The organism is Streptomyces sp. NPDC046876, from assembly GCF_040645035.1.
Taxonomy (GTDB): Bacteria; Actinomycetota; Actinomycetes; order Streptomycetales; family Streptomycetaceae; genus Streptomyces.
On the sequence record NZ_JBEYXK010000059.1, the window covers coordinates 1 to 25,984 of the forward strand.

Annotated in this window: 28 protein-coding genes; 13 read left to right on the plus strand and 15 right to left on the minus strand. The window is 75.7% G+C overall.

Features of this window, described 5'->3' with window-relative positions; translation table 11 throughout:
• The first annotated feature begins 107 nt into the window (after positions 1 to 107).
• Complete coding sequence (locus ABZ924_RS25700) at positions 108 to 365, plus strand: hypothetical protein (RefSeq protein WP_361914212.1); 258 nt, start codon at positions 108 to 110, stop codon at positions 363 to 365.
• A 62-nt stretch (positions 366 to 427) separates the two neighbouring features.
• Here the strand turns inward: ABZ924_RS25700 and ABZ924_RS25705 are convergent, their stop codons facing one another.
• The 3 genes from ABZ924_RS25705 to ABZ924_RS25715 all read right to left on the minus strand — a co-directional run bounded on the left by ABZ924_RS25705 (position 428) and on the right by ABZ924_RS25715 (position 2,972).
• Positions 428 to 1,477: a DUF1259 domain-containing protein gene (locus ABZ924_RS25705; protein ID WP_361914215.1), complete on the minus strand. Its 1,050-nt coding sequence runs from the start codon at positions 1,475 to 1,477 to the stop codon at positions 428 to 430.
• Between the two features lie 121 nt (positions 1,478 to 1,598).
• On the minus strand, positions 1,599 to 2,489 hold the full coding sequence (locus ABZ924_RS25710) for an NmrA/HSCARG family protein (protein WP_361914218.1): 891 nt from the start codon (positions 2,487 to 2,489) through the stop codon (positions 1,599 to 1,601).
• A 111-nt stretch (positions 2,490 to 2,600) separates the two neighbouring features.
• Complete coding sequence (locus ABZ924_RS25715) at positions 2,601 to 2,972, minus strand: metalloregulator ArsR/SmtB family transcription factor (protein WP_361914221.1); 372 nt, start codon at positions 2,970 to 2,972, stop codon at positions 2,601 to 2,603.
• 70 nt (positions 2,973 to 3,042) lie between these two features.
• On the opposite strand from ABZ924_RS25715, the gene ABZ924_RS25720 reads away from it, so the two are divergent.
• Together ABZ924_RS25720 and ABZ924_RS25725 are read left to right on the plus strand one after the other, a co-directional pair.
• Entirely contained in the window at positions 3,043 to 4,128 is a 1,086-nt protein-coding gene (locus tag ABZ924_RS25720; RefSeq protein WP_361914224.1) for a cation diffusion facilitator family transporter, read from the plus strand.
• A gap of 41 nt (positions 4,129 to 4,169) precedes the next feature.
• Complete coding sequence (locus tag ABZ924_RS25725; RefSeq protein ID WP_361914226.1) at positions 4,170 to 4,706, plus strand: DM13 domain-containing protein; 537 nt, start codon at positions 4,170 to 4,172, stop codon at positions 4,704 to 4,706.
• Positions 4,707 to 4,715: 9 nt separating this feature from the next.
• On the opposite strand, the gene ABZ924_RS25730 is transcribed toward ABZ924_RS25725, so the two are convergent.
• On the minus strand, positions 4,716 to 5,225 hold the full coding sequence (locus ABZ924_RS25730) for a hypothetical protein (protein WP_361914229.1): 510 nt from the start codon (positions 5,223 to 5,225) through the stop codon (positions 4,716 to 4,718).
• A gap of 295 nt (positions 5,226 to 5,520) precedes the next feature.
• Here ABZ924_RS25730 and ABZ924_RS25735 point away from each other — a divergent pair, with 295 nt between their 5' ends.
• Both ABZ924_RS25735 and lysA read left to right on the plus strand, forming a co-directional pair.
• Positions 5,521 to 5,922: an SAV_915 family protein gene (locus ABZ924_RS25735; RefSeq protein WP_361914232.1), complete on the plus strand. Its 402-nt coding sequence runs from the start codon at positions 5,521 to 5,523 to the stop codon at positions 5,920 to 5,922.
• Between the two features lie 15 nt (positions 5,923 to 5,937).
• Positions 5,938 to 7,272 carry a diaminopimelate decarboxylase gene (lysA, locus tag ABZ924_RS25740; protein WP_361914235.1) on the plus strand — a complete coding sequence of 445 codons (1,335 nt, stop codon included), beginning with the start codon at positions 5,938 to 5,940 and terminating at the stop codon, positions 7,270 to 7,272.
• An 8-nt stretch (positions 7,273 to 7,280) separates the two neighbouring features.
• On the opposite strand, the gene ABZ924_RS25745 is transcribed toward lysA, so the two are convergent.
• The gene (locus ABZ924_RS25745) at positions 7,281 to 7,892 is read right to left on the minus strand and encodes a short chain dehydrogenase (protein WP_361914237.1); all 612 of its coding nucleotides are present in this window, start codon (positions 7,890 to 7,892) and stop codon (positions 7,281 to 7,283) included.
• A gap of 70 nt (positions 7,893 to 7,962) precedes the next feature.
• On the opposite strand from ABZ924_RS25745, the gene ABZ924_RS25750 reads away from it, so the two are divergent.
• Together ABZ924_RS25750 and ABZ924_RS25755 are read left to right on the plus strand one after the other, a co-directional pair.
• The gene (locus tag ABZ924_RS25750) at positions 7,963 to 8,913 is read left to right on the plus strand and encodes a LysR family transcriptional regulator (protein WP_361914240.1); all 951 of its coding nucleotides are present in this window, start codon (positions 7,963 to 7,965) and stop codon (positions 8,911 to 8,913) included.
• A gap of 25 nt (positions 8,914 to 8,938) precedes the next feature.
• Positions 8,939 to 9,559, plus strand: a complete 621-nt coding sequence (locus tag ABZ924_RS25755) for an L-threonylcarbamoyladenylate synthase (protein ID WP_361914242.1) — start codon at positions 8,939 to 8,941, stop codon at positions 9,557 to 9,559.
• Positions 9,560 to 9,580: 21 nt separating this feature from the next.
• Here ABZ924_RS25755 and ABZ924_RS25760 read toward each other — a convergent pair whose 3' ends face one another.
• On the minus strand, positions 9,581 to 11,290 hold the full coding sequence (locus tag ABZ924_RS25760) for a serine/threonine-protein kinase (protein WP_361914245.1): 1,710 nt from the start codon (positions 11,288 to 11,290) through the stop codon (positions 9,581 to 9,583).
• Between the two features lie 147 nt (positions 11,291 to 11,437).
• Here ABZ924_RS25760 and ABZ924_RS25765 point away from each other — a divergent pair, with 147 nt between their 5' ends.
• On the plus strand, positions 11,438 to 11,665 hold the full coding sequence (locus ABZ924_RS25765) for a DUF6296 family protein (RefSeq protein ID WP_361914248.1): 228 nt from the start codon (positions 11,438 to 11,440) through the stop codon (positions 11,663 to 11,665).
• A gap of 200 nt (positions 11,666 to 11,865) precedes the next feature.
• On the opposite strand, the gene ABZ924_RS25770 is transcribed toward ABZ924_RS25765, so the two are convergent.
• Entirely contained in the window at positions 11,866 to 12,030 is a 165-nt protein-coding gene (locus ABZ924_RS25770) for a hypothetical protein (RefSeq protein ID WP_361914251.1), read from the minus strand.
• A gap of 79 nt (positions 12,031 to 12,109) precedes the next feature.
• Between ABZ924_RS25770 and ABZ924_RS25775 the strand changes: the two genes are divergently transcribed.
• The 4 genes from ABZ924_RS25775 (at position 12,110) to ABZ924_RS25790 (ending at position 18,813) form a co-directional block, all read left to right on the plus strand.
• Positions 12,110 to 12,754 carry a hypothetical protein gene (locus tag ABZ924_RS25775; RefSeq protein WP_361914254.1) on the plus strand — a complete coding sequence of 215 codons (645 nt, stop codon included), beginning with the start codon at positions 12,110 to 12,112 and terminating at the stop codon, positions 12,752 to 12,754.
• Positions 12,754 to 14,931, plus strand: coding sequence for a bifunctional serine/threonine-protein kinase/ABC transporter substrate-binding protein (locus tag ABZ924_RS25780; RefSeq protein ID WP_361914256.1), 2,178 nt, complete (start codon positions 12,754 to 12,756; stop codon positions 14,929 to 14,931). Before ABZ924_RS25775 ends, ABZ924_RS25780 begins: the two co-directional genes overlap by 1 nt.
• A gap of 6 nt (positions 14,932 to 14,937) precedes the next feature.
• A complete protein-coding gene (locus tag ABZ924_RS25785) occupies positions 14,938 to 17,151 on the plus strand; it encodes a bifunctional serine/threonine-protein kinase/ABC transporter substrate-binding protein (protein WP_361914259.1) in 2,214 nt (737 codons plus the stop codon).
• Between the two features lie 132 nt (positions 17,152 to 17,283).
• Positions 17,284 to 18,813 (plus strand): Ig-like domain-containing protein, encoded by a 1,530-nt coding sequence (locus tag ABZ924_RS25790; protein ID WP_361914262.1) that lies wholly within the window; start codon positions 17,284 to 17,286, stop codon positions 18,811 to 18,813.
• Between the two features lie 46 nt (positions 18,814 to 18,859).
• Here the strand turns inward: ABZ924_RS25790 and ABZ924_RS25795 are convergent, their stop codons facing one another.
• The 3 genes from ABZ924_RS25795 to ABZ924_RS25805 form a co-directional block, all read right to left on the minus strand.
• The gene (locus ABZ924_RS25795; RefSeq protein ID WP_361914265.1) at positions 18,860 to 19,537 is read right to left on the minus strand and encodes a DUF4360 domain-containing protein; all 678 of its coding nucleotides are present in this window, start codon (positions 19,535 to 19,537) and stop codon (positions 18,860 to 18,862) included.
• Between the two features lie 69 nt (positions 19,538 to 19,606).
• Positions 19,607 to 20,254, minus strand: coding sequence for a DUF4360 domain-containing protein (locus ABZ924_RS25800; protein WP_361914268.1), 648 nt, complete (start codon positions 20,252 to 20,254; stop codon positions 19,607 to 19,609).
• Positions 20,255 to 20,362: 108 nt separating this feature from the next.
• The gene (locus ABZ924_RS25805) at positions 20,363 to 21,100 is read right to left on the minus strand and encodes a DUF72 domain-containing protein (RefSeq protein WP_361914271.1); all 738 of its coding nucleotides are present in this window, start codon (positions 21,098 to 21,100) and stop codon (positions 20,363 to 20,365) included.
• 87 nt (positions 21,101 to 21,187) lie between these two features.
• On the opposite strand from ABZ924_RS25805, the gene ABZ924_RS25810 reads away from it, so the two are divergent.
• Positions 21,188 to 21,562 (plus strand): hypothetical protein, encoded by a 375-nt coding sequence (locus tag ABZ924_RS25810; RefSeq protein ID WP_361914274.1) that lies wholly within the window; start codon positions 21,188 to 21,190, stop codon positions 21,560 to 21,562.
• Between the two features lie 868 nt (positions 21,563 to 22,430).
• Here the strand turns inward: ABZ924_RS25810 and ABZ924_RS25815 are convergent.
• Genes ABZ924_RS25815 through ABZ924_RS25835 form a run of 5 tightly spaced genes read right to left on the minus strand, consistent with a single transcriptional unit; the run spans position 22,431 to position 25,983 of the window.
• On the minus strand, positions 22,431 to 24,254 hold the full coding sequence (locus tag ABZ924_RS25815) for a proton-conducting transporter membrane subunit (protein ID WP_361914277.1): 1,824 nt from the start codon (positions 24,252 to 24,254) through the stop codon (positions 22,431 to 22,433).
• Positions 24,255 to 24,262: 8 nt separating this feature from the next.
• Complete coding sequence (locus tag ABZ924_RS25820; protein ID WP_361914330.1) at positions 24,263 to 24,610, minus strand: sodium:proton antiporter; 348 nt, start codon at positions 24,608 to 24,610, stop codon at positions 24,263 to 24,265.
• An 11-nt stretch (positions 24,611 to 24,621) separates the two neighbouring features.
• Entirely contained in the window at positions 24,622 to 25,344 is a 723-nt protein-coding gene (locus tag ABZ924_RS25825) for an MnhB domain-containing protein (protein WP_361914333.1), read from the minus strand.
• A 41-nt stretch (positions 25,345 to 25,385) separates the two neighbouring features.
• Positions 25,386 to 25,718 carry a DUF4040 domain-containing protein gene (locus tag ABZ924_RS25830; protein ID WP_361914279.1) on the minus strand — a complete coding sequence of 111 codons (333 nt, stop codon included), beginning with the start codon at positions 25,716 to 25,718 and terminating at the stop codon, positions 25,386 to 25,388.
• Entirely contained in the window at positions 25,711 to 25,983 is a 273-nt protein-coding gene (locus tag ABZ924_RS25835) for a monovalent cation/H(+) antiporter subunit G (protein WP_361914282.1), read from the minus strand. Before ABZ924_RS25835 ends, ABZ924_RS25830 begins: the two co-directional genes overlap by 8 nt.
• Position 25,984: the final 1 nt, after the last annotated feature.

Here is a 25,984-nt window from a genome sequence, read left to right on the forward strand (position 1 = left end):
GAATGGGTCGACCGCAACACCATGGTCACCGTGCTCCTGCGCCACCACCCCGAACTCGCCCCGGCCCTCGACGGCGTCACCAACGCCTTCGCCCCCTGGAGGACCCTGTGAGCCGGATCCCCGCGCCCCGGGCCGAGATCCGGCCCCGGTCCGCGCCCGCCGAGGGGCTGCGCGCCCACTCGGACACCCTGCGCGAGCACGCCCGGCGGCTGCGGGCCGGGGCGCTCGCCCTCGACTGGAAGGGGCCGCAGGCCGAGGCCTTCCGGTGGCGGATCGAGGACCTGGCCGACCGCTGCGCGACGGCGGCGGAGAGCCTGGCCCGGTCCGCCGACCAACTGGACGCGGCCTCCGCGCGCACGCGCTGAACCCGCTGCCCCGCCCGGCCGCACTGCCGCACTGCCGCCCTCCCCCGCCCCCGCCCCGCCGGTCAGTCCGGCGGGGCGGTGTCCGTGGCGTCCACGGCGGTGCGCAGGGCCCGCGCGAGGACGACTCCGTCGTCGACCCCCCAGAAGTGGGTGTAGAAGAGGCGGGGTTCGTCCATCAGCCCGTGGTTGTGCAGCTCGATGACGGAGAGGCCGCCGGCGCGCAGCGCGGTGAGCACGTCCTGGACCTCGTGGGCGGTCATCACGAAGTCCCCGTTGACGGCGGCCCGCCCGCCGCCGAGGGGCTGGAAGGCGAGCACGGTGGTCACGCCCGTGGCCGACGGCAGGATGCGGTGCTCGTCGGTGACGGTCTCGCGACGGGCGAAGCTGTACTTGTAGATCCCGCCGTCATTGGTGCCGGTGGTGCCCAGTGCGGCATCCATGGCGGCGGTCTCCAGGTCGAGCGGCGGCGGCGTGGCCGGCGCCGCCACGGCCGGCGGCGTGGCGGTGGAGTCGAGGGCCGCCTTCAGGCCCCGCGCCAGTTCGACGGCGTCGGGGCCCGCCGCGTGGAAGTGGGTCCACCACACGTCGGGTTCGTGGGCGAGCAGGTGCTTGTGGATCGCGGTCTGCTCGAAGCCGTGGGCGTGCAGGGTGTCGGTGGCCCGCTGGAGTTCGGCCTCGATGACGACGAGGTCGCCGCGCACCACGGTCTGCCGGTCGTCGTACAGGGTGAAGGCGGCGTACGAGCTGAGTGCGAGGCCCGGTTGGATGGTGATGCCCTGCGAGACGACGTGGAGGTCCCGGCGGGGGAAGCCGACCCGGTACACGGTGCCCGCCATCACCCGGCCGGTGCGTCCCAGCGCGTCCGCGACTCCCTGCCAGTCCGCGTCGGTGGTGGTGAGCGGGTGGCTGGGCTGCGGCGCGGCCGGATCGGCGTCCCGGGCGGCGGTTCCCGCGGCCCGGCGGGGTGCGCCGGGCAGCGCGGGCGCGGCGCGGGCGACGCCGGGCAGCGCGCCCGAGCCGGCCAGTACGGGGGCCAGCGCGGCCGCGGCCAGCAGCCGGCGCCTGGGCGTCCCTGCGGGGGCGTCCCCGCCGCTTCGTCGGTCTCGGGTCATGGACCGGCACCTCCATCCGTGGGGCTGCCAGGCAAGCACGGGCGCGGCGCCGCCACGCGCAGACCCGTGACGGGTGCGAGCCGAACGGGTGACGGAAATCGCCCGTCGGGCCCGCACCCGATCAGGGGAGTCGGGCCGCCGGCTCTGCCGGGACGGTCCACTCCTTGCGCGCCCAGTCCTCCAGGGTGGCCAGCTGCGGGCGGCGGGCGCGCATCGCCGGCACGTCCGCCCGGAAGCCGACGGAGTCGAACCACTCGAACATGGCGGCCATCTCCTCGCTGTACTGCCGGACCTCCTCGACCGGCTGGGAGCGGAAGCGGACGGGACGGCCGGCGGCGCGGGCGAAGACCTCTGCCATCTGCGGGCCGGTCAGCTCGTCCGCGGCGAGCTCGACGGTGCGGCCGAGGTGGTCGGCGGGGGCGTCGAAGGCATCGGCGGCGAACGCCCCGATGTCCTCGGGGGTGATGAACTTCAAGGTGGTGTCCGGGGCGATCGCGAGGGACAGGACGAGTTCGCCGTCGACCCACTGCGGGCCCATGTCGTGGAAGTTGGTGGGGAAGAAGGTCGGGCGCAGGACCGTCGCGGGCAGGCCGAGCTCCTCGACGTACCGCTCGATCTCCCCCTTGCTGGCGAAGTGCGGGACGTTGCCGGGCCGTCCGGCCCCGTCGACGGAGGCGTACACGAAGTGCGCGACGCCGGCGCGGGCGGCGGCGTCCGCGACCGCCTTGCCCTGGCGGACCTCGCTCTCGGAGCCGCCGGGGCCGGGCTGTGGCATGGGCTGGACGCTGAAGACGCCGTACGCGCCGCGCGCCGCCGCCTCGAGGGAGCCGGGGTCGTCCAGGTCGCCGCGGACCAGGACCGCACCGTGGGCCCGCAGGGCGCGGGCCGCGGGGTGCTCCGGGTCGCGGACGAGCGCGCGGACGTCCCAGCCGCGGGAGATCAGGGCGCGGGCGGCGGCACCGCCCTGCCGGCCGGTGGCTCCGGTGACCAGGATGACGCGGGTGTCGGACATGGCGGGCTCCTCGATGGCGTGCGGGTTCCGGGGCCGGTGGTGCGGCCCGCTCTTGCTGCACGACAGCCTGTTACCTCAACCGGAGTTGAGGTCCAGCACCTGTGACCGTGATCACGGCCAGGGCGCGGCCGGGGCACCGGGCGGGCCCTGGCGGCGGCCGGCCGTGTCGAGGGCCTCGGCGACCAGCCGCTCCAGGTGGACGTCGGTCAGCGCGTAGACCACCCGGCGGCCCTCCTTGCGCGCGGTGACGAGGCCCGACATGCGCAGCCGGGCCAGGTGCTGGCTGACCGCGGGCCGGGCGGCGCCGACGGCGCCGGTCAGGGAGGCCACGTCGGCCTCGCCCGCGGCCAGGGTGTGCAGGAGCGCGAGGCGGGTCCGGTCGGCCAAAAGGGCGAGGAGCTCCGCCGCGGCCTCGTAGGTGCGGGAGCCCGGCTCTTGCGGGTGCGAGGCCTGCGCAGGTGACAGGTGCATGCGTGCGCTCATACGCACATAATAGGGCCGCGGGCGCCTGGTGCCCCCGCCCCCTGCCGTCCTCGTCGGAAGCGAGCACGCCGTGAGCGACCACCGGCACGTACACGAGCACCGGCACGTACACCGGCACGAGCACGGAGACGGACGCGGAGGGGGAGACGGCCGCCGCCGCAGCCGCCTGCGCGACCGCCTGGCCCATGCGGCCAGGCCGCACCGCCACGACACGGCGGAGAAGGTGGACCCGGAGCTGAAGGCCTCCCGGGAGGGCCTGCGGACGCTGTGGCTGTCCCTCGGCGTCCTGGGTCTGACCACGGCCGTCCAGGCCGGCGTGGTCGCCCTGTCGGGTTCGGTGGCGCTGCTCGGCGACACCGTCCACAACGCCGCCGACGCGCTGACCGCGCTGCCGCTCGGCATCGCCTTCGTCCTCGGGCGGCGCGCGGCGAACCGCCGCTACACCTACGGGTACGGCCGCGCCGAGGACCTGGCCGGGGTCGTCGTGGTGCTCACCATCGCGGCGTCCTGCGCCCTGGCCGCGTACCAGGGCGTCGAGCGGCTGCTGGCCCCGCGCGAGGTCACGCACCTGTGGGCGGTCGCGGGCGCCGCCCTGGCCGGGTTCGCGGGCAACGAGTGGGTGGCCCGGCTGCGGATCCGCACGGGCCGCCGGATCGGCTCGGCGGCGCTCGTCGCGGACGGACTGCACGCCCGTACCGACGGGTTCACCTCGCTCGCGGTGCTGCTCGGCGCGGGCGGGTCCGCGCTGGGCTGGAAGGCCGCCGACCCGCTGGTCGGCCTCCTGATCACCGGGGCCATCCTCATGGTGCTCCGGGACGCGGCGCGGGAGGTCGGGCGGCGCCTGATGGACTGCGTCGACCCCGCCCTGGTGGACGCCGCGCAGGGCGCGCTGCTCGGGGTGGGCGGCGTCCGGGGCACCGGGCAGGTCAGGATGCGGTGGATCGGGCACACGCTGCGGGCCGAGGCGGACATCGTCGTGGACCCGCACCTGACGGTGGTCCAGGCGCACGCCCTGGCCGTCGAGGCCGAGCACGCGCTGATCCACGCCGTTCCGCGGCTGACGGCGGCGACGGTGCACATCGACCACACCGGCGAGGACGGCGGCGGTGACCCCCACGCGGCCCTGGCCCACCACGGCCGTGCGGTCGTGACGTAGGGTCAGGCCCGCAGGTCCGGCGCGTGAGGGAGGCAGCGGCAGTGGACGAGAAGAAGAGGCGGCGCCGGCGACTGGGGGCCGGGGTGCTCGTCGTGGCCGCGGCCGCGCTGGGCCTCGGGCTGTACTGGTTCGAGCCGTGGAAGCTGTGGCAGGACGAGGCGGTCAGCGAGGCGCCGCCGGTGGCCGCGGCGGGCCCGTCGGCTCCCCCCACCTCAGCCGCCCCACGGGTCCTGGCGCAAGGCACCCTGATCAGCCACGAGCACACCACCACCGGCACGGTGAAGCTGCTGCGCCTCGCCGACGGGTCCCGGAGCCTGCGCCTGGAGAACCTCGACACCAGCAACGGCCCCGACCTGCGCGTGTGGCTGACCGATGCCCCGGTGAAGGAGGGCGTGGACGGCTGGCGCGTGTTCGACGACGGCCGGCACGTCAGCCTGGGCAAGCTCAAGGGCAACAAGGGCGACCAGAATTACCCGGTCCCCGCCGACGTCAACCTGACCGACTTCACCAGTGTCACCATCTGGTGCGACCGCTTCGACGTCTCCTTCGGCGCGGCCGCGCTCAGCCTCTGGCCGTAATTACCACCACTAGGACAGGGCGGAGGCCCGGAAGACCGCCTGGGCCGTTTCGCAGTCGATCAGCCGTGAGAGCCGCTGCAGCGGGTCCAGCCCCTCGGCGAGGGTGCCGCTGGACACGCTGGTGTCGATGTCCTGGCCGACCCGGTACCACAGGGGCGGGTTGGCCGCGAGGACGCGCGGGTCGACCTCGACGCGGTTGCCGAGGGTGTCGGTCAGCACGAGCCTCTGGGAGAGCCCTTCGTGCCAGACGACCGCGGCGAGCCGGTCGGTGCGGACCCGGCGGCGGCGCAGCAGCCCGCGGGTGGTCAGCAGCCCGGGTGCGGCGCTGACGCGGGTGGGCCACAGGACGGCGAACAGGACGGCGCCGAGCCCCGTCCAGACCGCGGCGCGCCGCCAGTCGCCGAATCCGGCGGCCGCGTCGACGCCCAGCAGCAGTGCCGTCAGCACCACGGCGGTGCCGGCCGAGGCCCGCGCGTCCGGGGCCCAGCCCCTGTCCTCGACCACCTTCGGTCCGGCCATCGCCCGCCCCTCCTCACTCGATCAAGATGTACGACGCATTCAACTACCCAGGGTCGGGTCCGGCATTCCGGATGTACGGCGTCGTGGCGCGAGTACGGCCTTTTCTGACGCGTTCCCGACCCTGCGACCGACGGAGCGTCAGCAGCGCGTACGGAACGGCGCCCTCGGCGTCAAGGTCCCGTCAGCAGACGGCACATACCGCGCGGCAGCGGGGATAGCTTCGGTGGCGCGCCCCGGCTGCCTCCCCGGGACCCGGGGCGCCACGGTCGTTGCATCTCTGCCCTGGGAGGGCCCCATGTGTCTGTTCCGCTACGACGACGACCCCGAGCCCGAGGAACGGGTCCCGGCCGGACTCCTGTACGTGCCCGTCCGGCCGGGAGGAGGCGGTGGCGGCGGCGGGACGGTGATCCGGCTCTTCCGCACCCCGCTGGGCACGCGCACCGCCGTCGGCTTCACCAGCGCCGAGCGGCTGACCGCGACGCTGGGCGAGGGGCACCCGTACATCCGGCTGGCCGATGCGGTGCTGCGGCGGCTGTGCGAGCCGCTGGGGGCGGGGCTGGTCACCGTCGACCCGACGCTGTCGGCGGCGCCGGTCCAGGCCCCCGCGCCGGAGCAGCAGCCGGAGCAGGGGCTCGGCCGGGCCGTCGGGCAGGGGGCCGGGCAGCAGCCCGGCCGGCTCCCGGTCCGGACCGTCTGACGGGGGGCGGGTTCCATGACCACGGCCCTGCGGTCCGCCGCCGCCACGGGCGCGGACGACCTCTCCGTCTGGCCCGCCTCGACGGCCCGGCTCCCCCACGGCGACCTCGCCGTCGGCGGGGTGCCGCTGACGGAGATCGCCGACCGGTTCGACACCCCCGCGTACGTCCTGGACGAGGGCGAGGTGCGGGCGCGCTGCCGGACGTACCGCGACGCCTTCCCGGACGCCGAGGTGCTGTACGCGGCCAAGGCCTTCCTGTCGCGCGCCATGGCGCGCTGGGTGGCCGAGGAGGGCCTCGGGCTCGACGTGTGCTCCGCGGGCGAGCTCGAACTCGCCGTCACCGCGAGCTTCCCGGCGGAGCGGATCGTCCTGCACGGCAACGCCAAATCGCCGCGCGACATCGCCGCGGCGCTGCGGCTCGGGGTCGGGCGGATCGTCATCGACAGCCCGTCGGAGATCGCGCGGCTGGCCGCCGCCGTGGGCCGCGGCGGCAGGCAGAAGGTGATGGTCCGCGTGGTGCCCGGGATCTCGGCCGGGGCGCACGAGAAGATCCGGACCGGGACCGACGGCCAGAAGTTCGGCCTGTCGCTGACCGACGGCTCCGCCCAGCACGCGATCCCGCGGATCCTCGGGCAGCCGCAGCTCGAACTGACCGGCCTGCACTGCCACATCGGCTCGCAGATCACCGAGGTCAAGCCGTACGTGGCCGCCCTGCGGCGGATGGTGGGCCTGATGGCCCGGATCCGCGACGCGCACGGCGTGGAGCTGCCCGAGCTCGACATGGGCGGCGGGCACGGCATCGCCTACCGCCCCGGCGAGCCCGCGCTCGACCTCACGGCCCTCGCGCGGCGGCTGCGCGCCGAGCTCAGGTCGAGCTGTGCGGCGGCGCGCCTGCCCGTGCCGCGGCTCGCGATCGAGCCCGGGCGGGCCGTGGCCGGCCCGGCGGGGGTGGCGCTGTACCGGGTCCTGGCCGTGAAGCACACCGCCGGCCAGGTGTTCGTGGCGGTGGACGGCGGCATGGGCGACAACCCGCGGCCCGCCCTGTACGGGGCGCGCTACGCGCCGCGGCTGATCGGCCGCCGCTCCGGGGCCGACCCGTGCACGGCCACGGTGGCCGGCCGGCACTGCGAGGCCGGTGACGTCCTCGCCGCGGGCGTGCAGCTGCCCGGCGACGTCCGGCCGGGTGATCTGCTCGCCGTCCCGGTGGCGGGGGCGTACCAGCTGTCCATGGCCTCCGGCTACAACATGGTCGGCCGCCCGCCGCTCGTCGCGGTGGACGCGGGCACGGCCCGCCTCCTGATCCGCCGCGAGACCCTGTCGGACTTCCGCAGCCGCGACATCGGCGTCTGAGGCCGCGGTCAGTCGCCCAGCTGCAGGACGCGGCCCGTTTCCGGACCCTCGACGGTGCGGACGTAGGCCTGGGCCACGTCGGCGAGCGGAACCGGGGGGAAGCCCGGGAAGTGGTCGCCGTAGACGTCCAGGGCCTCGGTGAAGACCGTGGGGCTGACCGCGTTGATGCGCTGCGGGGCGATCTCGACCGCTGCCGCGCGGACGAAGGCCTCGACGGCGCCGTTGGCCATCGAGGCGGCGGTGCCGGTGATGATCGGGCTGCGGGCCAGGACGCCCGTGATCAGGGTGAAGGAGCCGCGCGGCGAGATGCGTGCGGTGCCCTGGCGGACCAGTTCGACCTGGCTCTGGACCTTGCCGAGGAAGGCGGCCGTCCAGTCGGCGGGGGTCATGTCGGGCAGCGGCTTGTACGGGACGGAGCCGGCGGCGCTGGCCACCGCGTCCAGCGGTCCGGCCTGGCCGGCGGCATCGTACAAAGCGGTGATCTGCGCCGGGTCCGTGATGTCGAAGCGCAGGTCGCCGCTGGTCCGGCCGGCGGTGACCACCGCGTGGCCGCGGGCGGTCAGGGCCTGGTGGACGGCGGTGCCGAGCCGGCCGCCCGCACCGATGAGGAGGATTCGCATGCCCTCGACGCTAGGCGGGCGCACCCCGGCAGGGGAAATGCCGTTCGGGCAGCATCTATGCTCGATGGTCATGAATGTGGAGCTGCGGCACCTGCGGGCCCTGGCGGCGATCGGCGACGAGGGCACCATCACGGGCGCCGCGGCCGTGCTCCGGGTGAGTCAGCCCGCCCTGTCCCGCACCCTCGACCAGCTGGAGCAGCGCCTCGGCACCACGCTGGTGGAGCGCACGACGCGCCGCCTCGCCCTCACCCCCGAGGGCCGGCGCCTGTGGGAGCACGCCCACCGCATTCTCACGCAGCTGGACGACGCCCTCGCCGAGGCCGCGGCGGGCCCGCACCCCCGCCCGCTGCGGATCGGCTTCGCCTGGGCCGCCCTGGGCTCCCACACCGTGGCGCTGCTGCGCGACTGGCGCCGCGCGCACCCGGAGCTCCCGGTCCAGGTGCACCGGCTCGACGACCCGGTGGCCGCGCTGCGCCGCGGCGAGATCGACGCCGCGTTCGTACGCACCCTGCCCGAGGGCGGCGAGGCGGCCGGCCTGCGGGCCGCGGCCCTGTACCGCGAGCCGCGCGTCGCGGCCCTGAGCGAGGATGACCCGCTGGCCGGGCGGGCGGCGGTCACCCTGGCCGACCTCGCGGAGCGCACCGTCGTCCTGTGCGCGACCGCCGCCACCACGGGAACCGGCCTGTGGCCGCAGGGGCGCGGCCCGGCGGACACCCTGGAGGTGGCCAACGTCGACGAGTGGCTCACCGCCATCGCGACGGGCGAGGCCGTGGGCGTCACCGCCGAGGCCACCCGGCACAGCCACCCGTATCCCGGCGTCCGCTACCTGCCGATCAGCGGGGCCGAGCCGGTGACCGTCCGCTTCCTTGCGCCCGCGATGGCGACCCACTCCGCGACGGCCGCCTTCCTCGCCCACGCCCGGCGCAGCCTGTCCGACGCGGCCGCGGCCGCGGACCCGGGCACGGGCACGGACCCAGCCGCGGCCGCGGACGCCGGCTCCCCGGCGTCGCCGGCCGCCTGATCGCGAGAGGCGCTAGGCTCGGCGGATGGCGAAGTACTTCGACGTCCACCCCGAGAACCCGCAGCACCGCACGGTCAGCGGCGTCGCCGACAGCATCCGCTCCGGCGCGCTCGTCGCGTACCCGACCGACTCCTGCTACGCGCTGGGCTGCCAGTTGGGCAACCGCGACGGCCTCTCGCGCATCCGGTCCATCCGGCAGCTCGACGACCGGCACCACTTCACCCTGGTGTGCCAGAACTTCGCGCAGCTGGGCCAGTTCGTGAACGTCGGCAACGACGTGTTCCGTGCGATCAAGGCGGCCACGCCCGGCAGTTACACCTTCATCCTGCCGGCGACGCGGGAGGTGCCGCGCCAGCTGCTGCACCCGCGCAAGCGGACGGTCGGGGTGCGCATTCCCGACCACACCGTCACCCAGGCCCTGCTCGCCGAGCTCGGCGAGCCGATGGTGTCCAGCACGCTGCTCCTGCCCGACGAGGCCGAACCCCTCACCCAGGGCTGGGAGATCAAGGAGCGGCTCGACCACGTCGTGGACATCGTGGTGGACTCGGGCGACTGCGGGACCGAGCCGACCACGGTGGTGGACTTCTCCGGCGGCGGAGTGGAGATCGTGCGCCGCGGGGCGGGCGACACCACCCGCTTCGAGTGATGTGCCCGGGCCGCCGGGCCGTTACTTGGCGCGCAGCGCCCCGCGCCACACGGTGATGTCGGCGGTCACGTACCGGCTCGGGTCCGACTTCGACGAGCTGCCCTTGTAGGTGAGGAGGGCGATGTTCCCGTTCGCGCTGCGCACGCACAGCTCGGTGCCCTTCGCCAGCGACGGGACGACCACGTTCTGGGTGAAGCGCGTCGCGGAGCGGCAGGTCTCGAGGGAGCCCTTCTCGCCGCCGTCGAGGACCACGATCTTGGCGTTGTACGCGCCGAAGGTGCACTCGTCGAACAGGTCGCACAGGTAGTAGATGTCGTCGTAGTTGCTGTTGCGCGGCTGCAGCGGGTCGTCCCCGAACTCCAGGTGGTAGCCGGAGGGGAACTGGAAGTCCTGGTACACCGCGGGGGTGGGGTCCGTGCGCGGCTTGTCCGCGGCCGCGGCCCCGCCGCCGTTCCCGCCCCCGCTGCCGTTCCCGCCGCCGTTCCCGTCGCCGTCGGCCAGTTTGAGCACCGCGACGCCCGCCAGCAGGACGAGGAAGGCCACGAGGATCCCGGCCATGACGTTGGCCGCACGGCGGGCGGAGCGCGGCGGCGGCCGGTGGCCGAACGAGGACGGAGGCAGGGGCGCGGGTGCGGCGGGCGCGGCCCGCGGCGCGTACGGTCCGTAGCCGGGCGGGATCTGCTGCGGGGGCGCCGCCGGGTGTGCCGCAGCGGTCGGCAGGTACGCGGCCGGTACGGGCGGCTGCCCCCCGGGCGAGGGCTGCGGGACCGGCGCCGGTGCGGCCGGGGACGGGGCCGTCGGCACGACCGTCGGCACCGGCGCCGGGACGGACGGACGGCCCGCCAGCCCCGCGGCCACCCCGGCCGGCAGCCAGTCCTCGGACCGGCGCAGCCCGGCCCCTCCTGCGGCGGCCCGGCACAGCTCGAGGACCTCGGCCGGCGAGGGCCGCTCGGCCGGGTCCTTGGCGAGGCAGCGGGTGACCAGCGGCAGCAGCTCGGCGGGGACTGCGGAGAGGTCCGGCTCCTCGTGCACGATGCGGTACAGGATGCCGTGCGAGGATCCCTCGCCGTACGCCGGGGCGCCCAGGGCCGCGTAGGCGGCGACCTGGCCGAGGGCGAACACGTCGGTGGCCGGGCCGACTTGCCGGCCGGCGGCCTGCTCGGGCGCCATGAACGCCGGGGTGCCGACGGCGACGCCGCTCGCCGTGAGGGAGGTGGCGTCGGCGGCGCGCGCAATGCCGAAGTCGATGACGCGGGGGCCGTCGGAGGCGAGCAGGACGTTGGACGGCTTCAGGTCCCGGTGCACGATCCCGGCCCCGTGGATCACCTGGAGGGCCTCGGCGATCCCGGCGACCAGCATCAGGACGGTCTGCGGCGGCAGCGCGCCGTGCTCGGCGACCGCCGCGGCGAGGGTCGGGCCGGGGACGTAGGCGGTGGCCAGCCACGGGACCGGGCCTTCGGTGTCGCTGTCGATGACGGGCGCGGTGTACAGGCCCTGGACGCGTTCGGCGGACTTCACCTCCCGCCCGAAGCGGCTGCGGAACTCCGGATCCTCGGCGAATTCGGGCCGGATCACCTTGATGGCGACGGGCCGCCCGCCGGGCGTGTGCGACAGGTACACCTTGCCCATGCCGCCGGCACCGAGCACGGCGGCCAGCCGGTAGCCGGCGATCGTCTGCGGGTCGTCCGCCCCAAGTGGGCCGAACACCGCGTCGGTTGCGGACTGACTCATCGCTCTTCTTCCCCCGGGCGTACGGAACAGCCCCCACACCCTAGCCGCTGGTGATCGACTCGCTGGCCGAGGTGCGATGCGCCGCTCCCGGGCTGCGCGCATCATGGAGACAGGACGCTCCTTTCCGCCCGGCTAAGGAGGGCGCGGATGAGTTCCCAGGGGTACGAGCTGGTGTTTTCCGAGGGCCAGGACGCCGGTGAGGACGTCGTCGTCGTGACGGCCACCGGCCAGGCGGGGCCGGGCGGACACCCGGTCTACGCGGATGCGACGGGCATCGTGCGGGCCGAGATCAGCGACCGGGGCGAGGTGCGCGTGCTGGCCTCCGGAGGCGGCCAGAACCCGGCCCGCGTGGTCCGGGTCCGGCCGCTCGAGTGACCGCGGGACCGCACGACCGCGGGACCGTGTGACGGCCGCGTGACGGCCGTGTGACGGCCGCGGCGGGCCTGCCGCGCCCGGTCCCGGTGCGCGGACCCGGCATGGGCTCGATGCCCCAACCAACCTTTCTCATAAGCGACTTGACACCGCCCACTGCGGGGTACGATCAGCGCCGTGGGGCGGTCGGGGGCATACGGACATCAAGGGGCGCGGTGGGCGCTGCGCGCCGCAGGCTGCGCGGCGGCGGGGCTGCTCGCCCTCACCGGCTGCACGTCGTCGGCCGGTACGGGATCCGCGGGCGCCGGAGGCAGCCCGCCGGCGGCCACGGCCGTGCCGTCGGCGTCGGCGTCGGCGTCGGGAGCCACGCCCTCACCGGCACGGGCTCCCGGCGCCGGCGGCACAGGCAGCACCGGCAGCACCGGCGGGCCCAGTACCGCGCCGCTCGTGCCCCGGCTCGACGAGAGCAAGCAGCCGGTCGACGCCGCCGGTGCCCGGGCCCTGCTCGGCCGGATCGTCATCGACCGCGAGGCGTTCGGCCCCGAGGTGGTGCGCAGCAGCCCCTTCGAGAGCGCTCCGGACCGCTGGCCGGTCCTCGACGACGGGTGCGTGTGGCAGACGTCCACCCTGCCGCCCGACGTCCTGGCCACCAGCACGCGCCATTTCCAGGTGCCGGCGGGCGACGGCCACGGCCGCGTGCGGATCAACGCCACGGTGACGGTGCACCGCACCCGCGAGGAGTCCGGCTGGGAGACCGCGCACGCCATGGAGGAGGTGCTGCGCTGCCCCGGCCAGGTGCTGAGTGCCGGCGAGGAGCTGAAGAACCTGTGGGGCGCCTCGCTCTACCTGGGCGAGCAGCTCAACGGCTGGACGGAGGACGCCTTCACCGAATCCGGCCAGTACGTCAGCGAGGAGGACGGCGGCCCCTACCGGTACGTGTGGTCCCAGGGCCAGTTCGGCCCGGTGACCGTGGCCGTCGCCGGCAAGGGCGCGGCGGGCTTCACCGACGACGCCCTCAACGCCCTCGTCGTGCAGGGCACCGGCAGGCTGATGATCCAGCTCAAGCAGGCCCTCGCGAAGGAAGGCGGCTGATGGAGCGGCTCCACCCCTCCGACCCGTCCCGGATCGCCTCCTACCGCCTCCTCGGGCGGCTCGGCACGGGCGGCATGGGCGTGGTCTACCTCGGGCGCACGGACGACGGGGCGCTCGCCGCCGTCAAGGTGATCCGCGCCGAGTACGCCGACGAGGCCGACTTCCGGGCCCGCTTCCGCCGCGAGGCCGCCATCGCCGCCCGGGTGGCGAGCCCCTGGGCGGTGCGGGTCACCGGCTCCGACCCGGAGGCGGCCGAGCCGTGGCTGGCCACCGCGTTCGTCCCCGGCCCCTCGCTCGCCGAGGCCGTCGCCGCCCACGGGCCGCTCCCGCTGCGCTCCGTACGGATCCTCGGCAAGGCCCTGGCCCGGGCGCTGGGCGTGATGCACGGGCAGGGCCTGGTGCACCGGGACGTCAAGCCCGGGAACGTCCTGCTCGGCATGGACGGGCCCCGGCTCATCGACTTCGGCATCGCACGCGGCGGCGAGCACACCGCCCTGACCTCCACCGACGTGGTGATCGGCACGCCCGGTTTCCTCTCCCCCGAGCAGGCCCGCGGCCTCGCCGCCGAGCCGGCGGGCGACGTGTTCTCGCTGGGCTGCCTGCTCGCGTACGCGGCCACGGGCCGGCTGCCGTTCGGTACGGGGGCGGTGGACGCGGTGCTCTACCGCACGGTCCACGACGAACCCGATTTCGGCCCGGAGGTCCTCGCCGACCCCGAGCTGACCGCGCTGCTGCGCACGGCCCTGGCCAAGCACCCCGCCATACGGCCCAGCGCACGGGAGTTGGACGAGGCTCTGGTCGAGGACGAGCCCGGCGGGGGCACCGGCTGGCTGCCCGATCCGGTCGTGGCCTCGATCGCCGAGCGGGCCTCCGCGCTGCTCGCGCTGCCGGGGATCGAGCAGACCGTGGCGGACGAGGCAGCGGCACCCGTGGCCGAGGAGGACCGGGAGGGCGAGGGCGGCCGCGGGCTGACGCGCCGGCGGCTGCTGGGCCTCGGCTCCGCGGGGGCGCTGCTGGCGTCGGGCGGCGGTATCGCCGCCTGGCTCGCGCTGCGCGAACCGGGCGCCCGCACACCGCCCGCGCGGGCGGCTGCGCGCAAGTGGCTGATCGGGGTGCACGCCGACCTCTCCGGGCCGCAGCAGGCTGCCGGGCAGGCCCAGGAGCGCGGGGTGCGGCTGGCCGTGGAGGCCTTCAACTCCCGTACGGACAAGCCCTTCGAGTTCGGGGTGGTCACCGCCGACGACGCCGGCCTGGCCGCCCGCTCCGCGGCCGTGGCGGCCGGTCTCGTCGGCAACCGCGACGTCCTCGCCGTGATCGGCCCCACCGGCAACGCCTCCGTGATGCCCTGTCTGGAGCCGTACGGCGAGGCCGCGTTGCCGGTGCTGACGGTGTCCGCGCTGGGGACCGCCTTCGGCGTCACGGACCGGCGCAGCTTCTTCCAGAACTGCGCGCTCTCCCTGGGCCAGGGCGCCGCCGCCTCCCAGCAGCTCGCGGGTACCCAGGGAGCGCGCCTGCTGGGCCTGATGTGCGACCGCGACGGGGACTCCGAGGGCTGGCAGGCGGTGCTGAACGCGAGCCGCACCATCGGGTTCATCGCGCCGCAGGCCGGCCACTACGCGCGGGTCGTCCCCCGGGGCACCGCGGACCGCTCGCCGGTGGTCGGGGACCTGCTCGCCCGGGGCGTGGACGCGTTCTTCTACACCGGCACCCCGGCCGGGGCCGCGGACGTCGCGGGGCTGCTGGCCGCGGCCGGGTTCAAGGGGCCCCGGGCCGCCGACTACGCCGTCGCGGGGCCGGAGTTCCTCCGGGGAGCCGGCGGGGCCGCCGAGGGCTGGCAGTTCCTCGCCCCGTACACCGGGGCCGGGGAGCCGCGGGCTGCCGGGCTGGTCGAGGTCCACCGGGCCCGGTACGGCTCGCCGCCCGCCCCCTGGACGATCGAGGCGTACGACGCGGCCGCACTGGTCATGGACCGGCTCTCGGCAGCCGCGAAGGGTGGCGCCCGCCCGGCCCGCGCCGAGCTGCTGGCCGCGCTCGGCCGGGGCACGTACCGCGGGGTGGCGAAGGAGTACGTGTTCGACGAGCACCGGCAGGTGAAGGGCAACGCCTACTTCCTCCACCGGGTGGAGAACGGAGCGATCCGCTACGTGGGCCGGGTCGGCGAACCCGCCGCCGGGTAGCGGCCGGTGCGTCCGCTCTCCCCCGCCGACCCGGCCGCGGTCGGGGGGCACCGGCTGCTCGGCCGGCTCGGCTCCGGCGGCATGGGCACCGTGTACCTGGGGCGCTCCCCGGCGGGCGCGCTGGTCGCGGTGAAGGTGATCCGCGCCGACCACGCCGCGGAGCCGGCGTTCCGGGCCCGGTTCCGCCGCGAGGCCGAGGCCGCGGCCCGGCTGTCGGGGCGCTGGCTGGTCCCGGTGGTGGCCGCCGATCCGGAGGCGCGCGAGCCGTGGCTGGCCACCCCGTTCGTCCCCGGCCCGTCGCTGTCCGAGGCGGTCGGCGGGTACGGTCCGCTGCCCGCCGGGAGCGTGAGGGCGCTGGGGGTGCGGCTCGCGGAGGCGCTGGAGCAGGTGCACGCGGCCGGGCTGGTCCACCGCGACGTCAAACCGGGCAACATCCTGCTCGCCCCGGACGGGCCCCGGCTGATCGATTTCGGGATCGCGCGGGCCGTCGGGGCGACCACGCTGACGGCCGCCGACGCGGTGGTCGGCACCCCCGGCTACCTGGCTCCGGAGCAGGCCCGGGCGGGCGCGCCGGCGCCCGGCCCGGCCGGCGACGTGTTCTCCCTCGGCTGCGTCCTCGCGTACGCGGCGACCGGGCGCGGCCCGTTCGGCGGCGGGCATCCGGCCGCGGTGGTGTTCCGTACGGTCCACGACGCCCCCGTACTGGACGGGATGCCCGCGCAGCTGCTCGGGCCGGTCACCGCCTGTCTGGCCAAGGAGCCGGCCGACCGGCCCACTCCGGCGGGGCTGCGGGCCCTGCTCGGCGACGACCCGGACGCCGCGGGCAGCGGGGACTGGCTGCCGGCGCCGCTGCCCCGGCTGATCGCCGAGCGCTCCACCCGGGCCCTGGAGCTGCCCGTCCCGGAGCCCACCCGGCTCGACGCGACCGCCGCGGCGTCGGCCGGGGCACCCACCGCGGCGGCCCGGCCTCAGCCCGCCCGCCGGCTGCTGACGCGGCGGCGGCTGCTCGCCGCCGGCGGCTCCCTGATCGCCGCCGGGGCTCCGCTGGCGTGGTACGCCGCGCGCGGCCGGGGCGGTGGTGACCGCGGGAACGCGCCGTCCGGCGGCGGCGCGCCGCCCACGTACGCCCTCGCCCTCCAGGCCGACCTGAGCGGCCCCGGCGCGGCGGACGGCCAGGCGCACGAGCGGGGTGTCCGGCTCGGCGTGGACCGGCACAACGCCCGCAAGGACGCCGCGTTCCGGCTCGCCCTGCGCACCGCGGACGACGGCGGCGACACCGCGCGAGCGAAGCGGGCCGTGGAGGAGCTGGTCGCCGACCCGGCGGTGGTCGCCGACCCGGCGGTGGTCGCCGTCATCGGCCCCAGCTGGGAGGCACCCGTGCCCGCCCTGGCCGCGGCCTGTCTGGCCGCCGACCTGACACTGCTGCTGGTGGCGGTCAACAGCGGCCAGGCGTCGCAGGCCCAGTGGCGGACGGTGGTCGACACCCGGGCGGGCGCCGAAGGCATCGCGCTGCCGGTGCTGCACTACCTGACCCGGGTCCGGCCCGTGCACCGCACCGCCGTGGTGGAGGACGAGGGCGGCGCGGGCGGTGCCGACTGGCAGCTCACCCGCGCCCTCCAGCAGAGCCCGCCCTCGCAGGGCACGGTCAGCGTCCACAAGGTCCCGGCGGGCGGCTCCGATTTCGCCGGGGCCGTGGACGCGCTCACCCGGGCGGGCGCCGAGGCCGCCGTGTACGCGGGGACCTCCGCCGAACGCGCCGGGGCCTTCGCGCGGGCGCTGGCCGCCGCCGGGTTCGCCGGGCCGCGGATGGGCACGGGGCGGGTGATGGAGCCGGGGTTCCTGGCGGCGGCCGGTGCGGCGGGCGAGGGGTGGCTGTTCGGCACGTTCTTCGCCGACCCCGCGGGGGTGCCCGGCGCGCAGGGGTTCGTCGCCGCGCACCGGGCCGCGTACGGGCAGCCGCCGGCCCGCTGGGCCCTGGAGGCGTACGACGCGGTGGGGCTGGTGGCCGCCGCGCTGGGCGGCCTGGAGGGCGAGGGGCGCGACCGGCCGGGGCTGTCCCGGCGGATCTTCCGCACGCCGTACCAGGGGCTGGCGAAGCCGCTGGCCTTCGACGGGGACACGCACATGCTGTCCGGCACCCGGGTCGCGCACCTGTACCAGGTTCGGTCGGGCGCGTTCCGCTACCTCGGCCCGTACGCGGACGTGACCTCGGCTTCGTGAGCGCGTTACGCCGTCGGGGTTCTCCTGTGCGCCCGTTCGGCCGTACGACCCGAGTGGATGATCATTATTTCGGCTCGCGGGCGCTGTGATGCTGCCATCCGGTCAGGCGCGATCTGGGAGGGCAGCGGGCCGATGTCATCGACGCATGATGCACAAGGGGCAGGACAGGCGCAGACGGGGCAGGCGCAGACGGGGCAGGCGCAGCAGCCGCGGCGGGGCCTGGCGCACCGGGCGTGGGCCGTCGTGGCGGCGGTGACCGGTGTGGCCCTCTTGGTCGCCGCCGCGCCCGGCAGCGTCCCGCAGCCCGCCCGGACCGCCTACCTCGGCGGCCACGCGGACGCCTTCGTCACGCTGCTGGTGGGCCGCTCCCTGGAGGCGGGCCCCGGCGCGGGCGCCCCGGCCTGCAGCGCGGAGGCGTCCCGCGACGGGACGTGCGCCGGCCGGCACCGCCAGCGCGTGCGGGCCACCGCCCGCGGGGCGGGGGCCGTGCTGCGGGAGGCAGCCGGCGGATCCGGCGCTCCCGGGGCAGGACAGGCGGTCTTGCTCCCGACGGACGCCGCGGGCCCCTTCGAGATCGGGCTGGCCGAGCCGGGGCAGCTCACCGACGTCACCGTCCGCGACGCGCACGGGCGCTACGTGGGCGGCGCCCTCGACCGCCGCGGCCGCCGCTGGACCAACACCGAGCCGCTGCGGGCCGGCGAGCGGTACGCCGTCCACGTCGGGGCGCAGGACGCGGCCGGGACCTCGGTCGGGGCGACCCTGGAGTTCCGGACGGCGCCGCCCGCGCAGGGGGGCCGCCTGACGGCGGAATTCGGGCCGAGGCCGGGCACGTACGGCGCCGGGCAGATCGTCACGGCCGCCCTGAGCCGGCCGGTCCCCGCCTCCGACCGGGAGGCCCGCGCCCGGGTCGAGCGGGCGCTGCAGGTCACCTCGGTGCCCGCGGTCGAGGGCGCCTGGCACTGGGTGGACGGCTCGACGCTGCACTACCGGCCGCGTACGTACTGGCCGGCGCACGCGGTGGTGCACGTGCGCAGCGGGCTGGACGGGGTGGAGGTCGGCGAGCACACGTACGGCGGCCCGTCGGAGCCGGTGGACTTCACGGTCGGGGACCGGGTCGAGGCGATCACCGACGCCGCCGCGCACGAGATGACCGTACGGCGCAACGGGCAGGTGCTGCGGAGGATCCCGGTCACCACCGGCAAGGCCGGGTTCCGGACGCGGACCGGCATCAAAGTCGTACTGGGCCAGGAGTACAAGGTCCGGATGCGCGGGGACAGCGTCGGCATCGAGAAGGGCACGAGCGAGTTCTACGACATGCCCGTCTTCTACGCGACGCGGGTGACCTGGAGCGGCGAGTACGTCCATGCCGCGCCCTGGTCGGCCGCCTCGCACGGCGAGGAGAACGTCAGCCACGGCTGCACCGGGATGAGCACGGCGAACGCGGCCTGGTTCTTCGACACGGTGCGGATCGGGGACATCGTCCGGGTCGTGAACAGCGGCGGCGAGCCGATGGCGCCGTTCGACAACGGCTTCGGCGACTGGAACGTCGACTGGCGGGACTGGCTGGCGGGCAGCGCGCTCGCCGATGCGCCCGAGCCGGCCCCGGTGACGGTCTCGCAGCCGTCGGCGCGCACTGCGTCCCGGCTGCAGCCCCTGACCTGATGCCGCCGCACCGGCCGCTGACGGTCGGCCGGTTCGTCCACGAGTCCTAGCGGCGCGGGTTGGGGCACACCTGCCAGGCGAGGTGGTACAGGGTGCTGACGCTGGTGTCCGTGGAGTCCATCGTCATGAAGCTGGTGACGGCCTGCGGGTTGGACGTTCCCGCGTTGACGCGCAGTTCGGTGTTGATGTTGAAGTTTCGCTTCTCGCCGCAGGGCGCCCAGACGAGGTCCGCGTACTCGGTTTTGTCGGTCGCCTGCCAGTTGTCATTGTGCGGGCCGTTGAACTGGTGGGTGCGCTGGGTGGTCTGGGGCATTCCCTGGAAGTAGTAGTTGGCCCGTTCCTGGCCCCATGCGCCGGGCTGGAGGAATGCGAATCCGCGGTAATCCGCCTGGACGATCGCATAGGTGAATCCGGAAGGAACGTGGACGCGCAGATTGAGCTGGCAGTTCTTGCGGAACGAGGTCGGCGGCGCCCCGGGGCCGACCTGTGCCAGGTAGTCACTGTAGGTGACGGTGAAGGCGGTGTTGTCGGGGGCTACGGCCACCTGGGCGGTGCCCTCGCGGCAGCCGGATCCGTTGACCGTGGCGAGCTCGATCACGATCTTGTCGGGGGGTGCGGTGATCTGCGGGGTGTGGCCGGCGGCCCCGGCACCGGGCGTCGCCGTGGCGATCAGCGCGGCGGTCGCGGCGCCGGTGAACAGGGTGCGGGACAGGGAACGGGACATCGTTGTCTCTCCTGACCGTGGTGACCGTGGTGACCGTGATTCGGTGGTTCCTGCGTCGCTCACGTCGTGTCAGACCCCGGGGCATTCCTTCCAGGCGAAGTGGTAGACCGTGCTGACGCTGCCGTCGGTGGAGTCCATGCTCATGAAGCTCAGGGACTGCGGGCTGGACGAGCCCGGGTAGACCCGCAGTTCGGTGTTGACGTTGAGGTTCCGCTCCTCGCCGCAGGGGGCGAAGACCAGGTCGGCGTAGTCGGTCTGGTCGGAGGCCTGCCAGTTGTCGCTGTACGGGCCGTTGAACTGGTGGGCGGTGCGGGCCGTCTGCGCCATGCCCTGGAAGTAGTAGTTGGCGCGCTCCTGGCCGTACGCCCCGCGCTGGAGGTGGGCGAAGCCGCGGTAGTCGGCGCGGGCGATGGCGTACGTGAAGCCCTGCGGCACGTGGATCTGCAGGGCGAGCTGGCAGTTCTTGCGGAAGTCGGTCCCGCTGGAGCCGGCTCCCGCCTGGGCGAGGTAGTTGCTGTACGTGACGGTGAAGGAGGTGTTGTCGGAGGCGGCGGCCACGCTCGCCGTCCCCTGCGGGCACCCCGATCCGTTGACGCCGACGACGTCGACCGTGATTCTCCCGGGCGGATAGGTGGCCGTATCGGCCTGGGCGGGAAGGGCGAGTGCGGACAAGGCCGCCACCGCCGTCCCGACGGCCAGCTTGCGTCGCAGCACCATGCGTTTCTCCATTCATCCGGAGTCGCCGCGAATTTCGGCATGCACATGCCACCACGCGGTGCGGGGGCTGGGAAGGCCGGAAAACGGCCAACCCCGGGCGGGAGGCGGCTACTGGCCTGAAGGGGAGGGGAAGAGGGCGCGGAAGGCGCGGGCGTCGTGGACCGCCGCACCACCGGGATCGTTGTTGAAGTACGCGAACACGTCCGCCCCTTCGGGCCAGGTGTCGGCGATCCGCGCCGCCCACGTGCGCAGGGCCCGCGGCCCGTAGCGCGGCCAGGGCTGCGCCCGGCCCTCGTGGAAGCGGACGTAGCCCCAGTCGGCGGTCCGCCACAGCGGGGTCACCGGGCGCGAGCCGCGGTCGGCCCAGCACAGGGCGGCGGCGCGGGCCGTCAGGACCGCCTGCACGTCCGGATGCCACCAGGAGGGGTGGCGGGGCTCCACCGCCACCCGGGTCCCCGGCGGGAAACAGGCCAGGCAGGCGTCCAGGGCCTGCGGGTCGGCGCGCAGGGTGGGCGGCAGCTGCAGCAGGACCGGGCCGAGCCGGTCGCCGAGGGCGGCGGCGTGCCCCATGAGGCGGGCCACGGGTTCGGCGGGCTCGCGCAGGCGCTTGATGTGGGTCAGGAAGCGGCTGGCCTTCACCGCCATGACGAACCCCTGCGGGGTGCGCTCGCGCCAGGCCGCGAAGGTCTCCGGGGAGGGCAGCCGGTAGAAGGCGTTGTTGCTCTCCACCGTGGCGAACTGGCCGGCGTACTCCTCCAGCCACAGGCGCTGCGGCCGGCCGGCGGGATAGAGGACGCCCGCCCAGTCCCGGTACTGCCATCCGGAGGTTCCGACGAGCACGGGCATGGTGCCGATGATGGCGGGGCGCGGGACGCGGCGCATCCGGCCGGGGGCCGGGAGTGTGCCGGGTCCCCGGCTGGGCAGGCGCCCGGCATGACCTTCCGGCACCCCGCGGAACGCAGCAACGGCAAGGACCGCAAGGGCCGCTTCGAACGGCTGGCCGAGCTCGCCTCGAACTTCACGAGCTCCGCCGTCTTCTCGGTCCTGTGCGTGATCCTGGTGGCGGGTTTCCTCGCCGTCCACGCCGCCGGGCTGCCGATCGAATGGCAGCACCTGGCCGGGGACTCCATCGGGGCGGTGTCCCTCCTCCTGCTGGCCTTGCTGAAGAACACCGAGCGGCGGGCCGAACACGCCATCCAGCGCAAGCTCGACGCGATTGCCTCGGCCCTGCTGGAACAGCAGGAGGGCCGCCAGGGCGACGCCCACGAGGACCTGGAGGAAGCCATCCGCATGGAAGAACGCCTCTAGCCCCCGGCGGACCGGCCGAACCGGGCCGCCGCCCCCACCCCCTGGACGGGGCCCGGCATTCCCAGCCTCGCCGGCGTTCGAGGCGCGGGTCCGGGCGAAGCCGGGGCCCGGCAAAACCAGCCCCGCCGGGCCCGGGCTTCGGAGCCGGGGTCCGGCAAAACCAGCCTCGCCGGCGATTGAGTGGGGGTCCCCCCGGACGGAGTCTGGGGGAGGGTCCGGGCAGAGCCCGGTACCCGGCGAAGCCGGGTTCCTCGGGGCGCCGCCCCAAACCCCGCGCCTCAAATGCCGGCGAGGCTGGAAAGGCGAACCTCCCGCTCCGAAAGCAGGGGCAGCGGCCCCGCCATGGCCTACGGGGGGCGCCGCCCCGCCCGGGCTTGGGAGCCGGGGCCCGGCAAAACCAGCCCCGCCGGCGATTGAGTGGGGGTCCCCCCGGACGGAGTCTGGGGGGGTCCGGGCAGAGCCCGGTGCCCGTCGAAGCCGGGTTCCTCGGGGCGCCGCCCCAAACCCCGCGCCTCAAATGCCGGCGAGGCTGGAAAGGCCGGGCCCTCGGTTCAGGCGTCGGCGGAGCCGGCCGGGCTTCCGGGGCTCCGCCCCGGACTCCGCGCCTCAAACGCCGGCGGGGCTGAAATTGCCGGACCCCGGCTGCGAAGGCCGGAGCAGCTGGATCTTGCCGACCCTGGCTTCGACAGCGGAAGGGCAGGCTGAGATTGCCCGGTGCTTCGTCGGAGACGGCGCCTGCGGGCGAAGGCAGGGGCCGGCACATCCGGCCTCGCCGGCGATTGAGTGGGGGTCCCCCCGGACGGAGTCTGGGGGAGGGTCCGGGCGGAGACCGGGGCCCGGCGGGGCCGGGTTCCTCGGGCGCGGGTGGCTAGTCGGCGCCGGGGTGGGGCATTTGGAGGGCCAGGGCGATGAGGAGGGCGGCCAGGCCCGCGGCCAGCCAGGCCAGGTAATCGCCCACCAGCCCCGAGTGGAGGCGGCGCAGGGGCAGGACGGCGGCGCGGAGCGCGCTGCGCAGGCGGGCGCCGCCGGGCCACCACAGGCCGGCCGCGGCCAGCAGGCAGGCGAGGGCCGCGGACAGCACGCCGAGGCCCACGCCCGCCGCGGTCCACTCCATCGGCGGCGCGCTGCCGCCGGCCGAGGCGGCGTACCCCGTCCGGTCGGTGAACAGGGCCCCGCCGTGCCCGAGGCCCCGCGGCACGGACCCGACGGTGCCGACCAGCAGGCACATCCCGAGCAGCGCGGCCGGCACGGCCACCATGGGCCCGCGCGGTGACCGCCGGGCGGCCCGCACCTCCGGCTCCTCCCCCTCCCCCGTGGTCTCCGCGTCGGCGGCGCCCTCGCGCGGCCGCGGGCCCGCCCCCAGGAAGATCCGGGCGGCGGCGCGCAGCAGCGTGCCCCCGGTCACCGCCGACACCACCAGGAACACCGGCACCAGGGCGGTGCCCGCGGCCTCCTCCTCCAGCGCCTTGCCCAGCCCCGCCCCGAACGGCGGCAGCCCGGCCAGGACCAGCGCGCCGAGGGCGAAGAGGAGGCCGACGGTGCGGTGGGCGCGGGCCCTGCCGTACAGGCCGTGCTCGTCGACGGACCCGTACTGGTCGAGCAGGACCCCGCTGAGCCCGAACAGGGCGGCCTTGGCGCAGCCGTGCCCGGCCACGTACACGGCGGTGGCGCCGGTCGCGGCCGGCGTGAGGAGGGCGACGCCGACGAGGAACAGCCCGACGTGGCTGACGGTGGAGAAGGCCAGCATCCGCTTCAGGTGGCGCTGCGGCCAGCACATCAGCGCCCCCAGCAGGGCCGTGACCACGCCGACCGTCACGAAGGTGGCCCGGAAGGCATCCTGCGGGATCCCGCCGGGCCCGGCGAAGACTGTCCAGTAGACGCGGCCGACGCCGTACACGCCCAGTTCGACCATCACCCCGGACATGAGCATGCACACCGGCGTGGGCGCCACCGCATGCGCATCGGGCAGCCAGAAGTGGAACGGCACGGCGGCGGCCTTGACCAGGAAGGCGGTCATGACGAGGACGAACGCGGCCACGGTCAGGGCATCGGCGCCGTGCCCGGCCAGCTGCTTCCCGAGGCGGGCGAGGTTCAGCTCGCCGGTACGGGCGTACAGCATGGCGATGCCGAGCAGCGACCCGTACGCGGCGAAGGAGGTGACGAGGCCGAAGGCCAGGGCGCCCTGGAGCGGGCGCGGGTCCTCGATGCGGTAGCCGGTGAGCGCGTACGCGGCGACGCTCATCAGCTCGAAGAAGACGAAGGCGTTGAAGAGGTCGGCGGTGAGCGCGAAGCCGGTCATGCCCGCCTCGAAGAGCAGGATCAGCGCGGGGAAGAGCCCGGCACGGTCGCCGGACGGCTCGTCGAAGTAGCGCCAGGCGTAGACGATCACGGCGAGGACGAGGACCGAGGCCAGCAGGGCCAGGCCGGTGCCGAGCGGGTCCGCCAGCAGCACGATCCCGATCCGCGCCGGATGGCCGCCCATCCGGGCGGCCGCCCGCTCGGCCGCGTGGGGCCACAGCAGGGCCAGGCAGGCGACGTCGGCGGCCGCCGCGGCCGTCGCGAGGAGGTCGCAGCCGAGCCGGGGCAGCCGGCGGCCGGCCACGGCCAGGACGGCGGCCCCGATCAGCGGGATGGCCACGGCGAGCGGCAGCAGGGTCTCGGCGGCGAGGAGCGGCGCGGCGGCGAGGAGCACGGCCGCACTCAGCCCCGCAGCGCGGTGAGCGCCTGCGGGTCGACGGTGCCGTGGCGTTTGCGCAGCTGGATGGTGAGGGCGAGCAGGAGGGCGGTCACGGTGGCCCCGACGACGATGTCGGTGAGCGTCAGGGCCTGCACGACGGCGTCGACGACGGGCCGGCTGCCGGGGGTGAGGTCGCCGTAGACGGGGGCGGTGGCGCCGCGGCGGTAGCCGACGCCCAGCAGCATCAGGTACGTGGAGGACTGCGCGACGGCGAGGCAGCCGACGGCGTGGATGAGGTTGCGGCTGGTCACCAGGCCGTACAGGGCGACGAGCAGCACCCATCCGGCGGCCAGGAACGGCAGGGCGGCCATCGGCTCCTCCATCAGCTCTCGTCCTCCTTCGGGCCGCGCCCGGACGGCCCGCCCGGCTCGGTGATCTCGACGGCCTGGTCGAGGAAGTGGGCGAGCAGCACGATCAGCCCGGAGCCGACCTCGATGCCGACCGCGGCGTTGAAGAGCGGGACCATGCCGCCGGAGGTGATCGTGTTGAACTCGCCGAAGGGCAGCACGTTCTCCAGGAACGCGCCGCCGGCCGCGAGGCCCGCCAGGCCCAGCGCGGTGAAGGACGCCGCGGCGAGCACGTCGGCGGCGTCGAGCGCGGCCAGCGGCCGGACCCGTTCCAGGACCCGGTAGTCGGCGGCGAGGTAGGCCAGGTGGAGGGCGGTGGCGAGGACGACGCCGCCCTGGAAGCCGCCGCCCGGGGTGAGTTGCCCGTGGGCGACGATGTACGCGCCGACGGTCAGGGCGACGGGCAGCAGGGCGGCGCCGAACAGCCGGGTGGTGGGCAGGGCCTGCTCCGCGCGGGGCGGCGCCCGGTGCTCGTCGCGGGCGAGGCGCAGCAGCAGGGTGGAGGCCAGGACGGCGGCGAGCAGGATGGTCTCCTCGCCGAGGGTGTCGAGGGCGCGGAGGTCGAAGTTCACCGAGGACACCACGTTCGCGGTGCGGTGGGCGAGGGCGGCGGCGACGGCGCGCTCGCCGTAGGGGTGGCGGTCGGTGCCGAAGGGGGGCAGCCGCAGGGCGGCGGCGGCGAAGAAGGCGCCGATCACGGCGGCGGCGCAGCCGAAGAGGACGGTGCGGGGGAAGTCCTTCACGGCCGCCGCCCGCCCCGCTCCCCGGCCGCATGCCGCCCGCCCCCCTCCCCGGCCGCCCGCTCCTCCGGGGACGCGCAGGCCTGCTCGTCCGCCGGCGGGCGCCGGACCTTGCGGGCGGTCAGCAGGATCAGCAGCGGGGTCAGCGCCGTGCCGACCGCCAGTTGCGAGAGCGCGACGTCGGGGGCCTGGAGGACGGTGAACAGGACGGTCAGGGCGAGTCCGAGGACGGCGAGCGCCACCGCCTGGCGCACCGGCTCGCGGCACAGCACGGCGAGGGTCGCGGCCGCGACGACGAGCAGCAGGGCCGTGGCGGTCAGCGCGTCATCCATCCTGGTGCTCCTCGGCGACCGCCTTGCCGACGGCGATGGTGGTGACCGTGCCGCCGACGGCGAACAGCAGGCCGATCAGGAGCGTCTTCACGGCGGCCCGCCCCGCGCCCTGCTCCAGGGCCACGGCGCAGGCGATCAGCGGGACGCCGAGCCCGGACGCCGGGGTCAGCGCGTGCAGCCGCTCCAGGCCCCCGCGCAGCAGGGCGAGCGCCGCCGCGCCCGCGAGGACGCACGCGGTGCCCGCCCACAGCAGGACCGCGGCCACG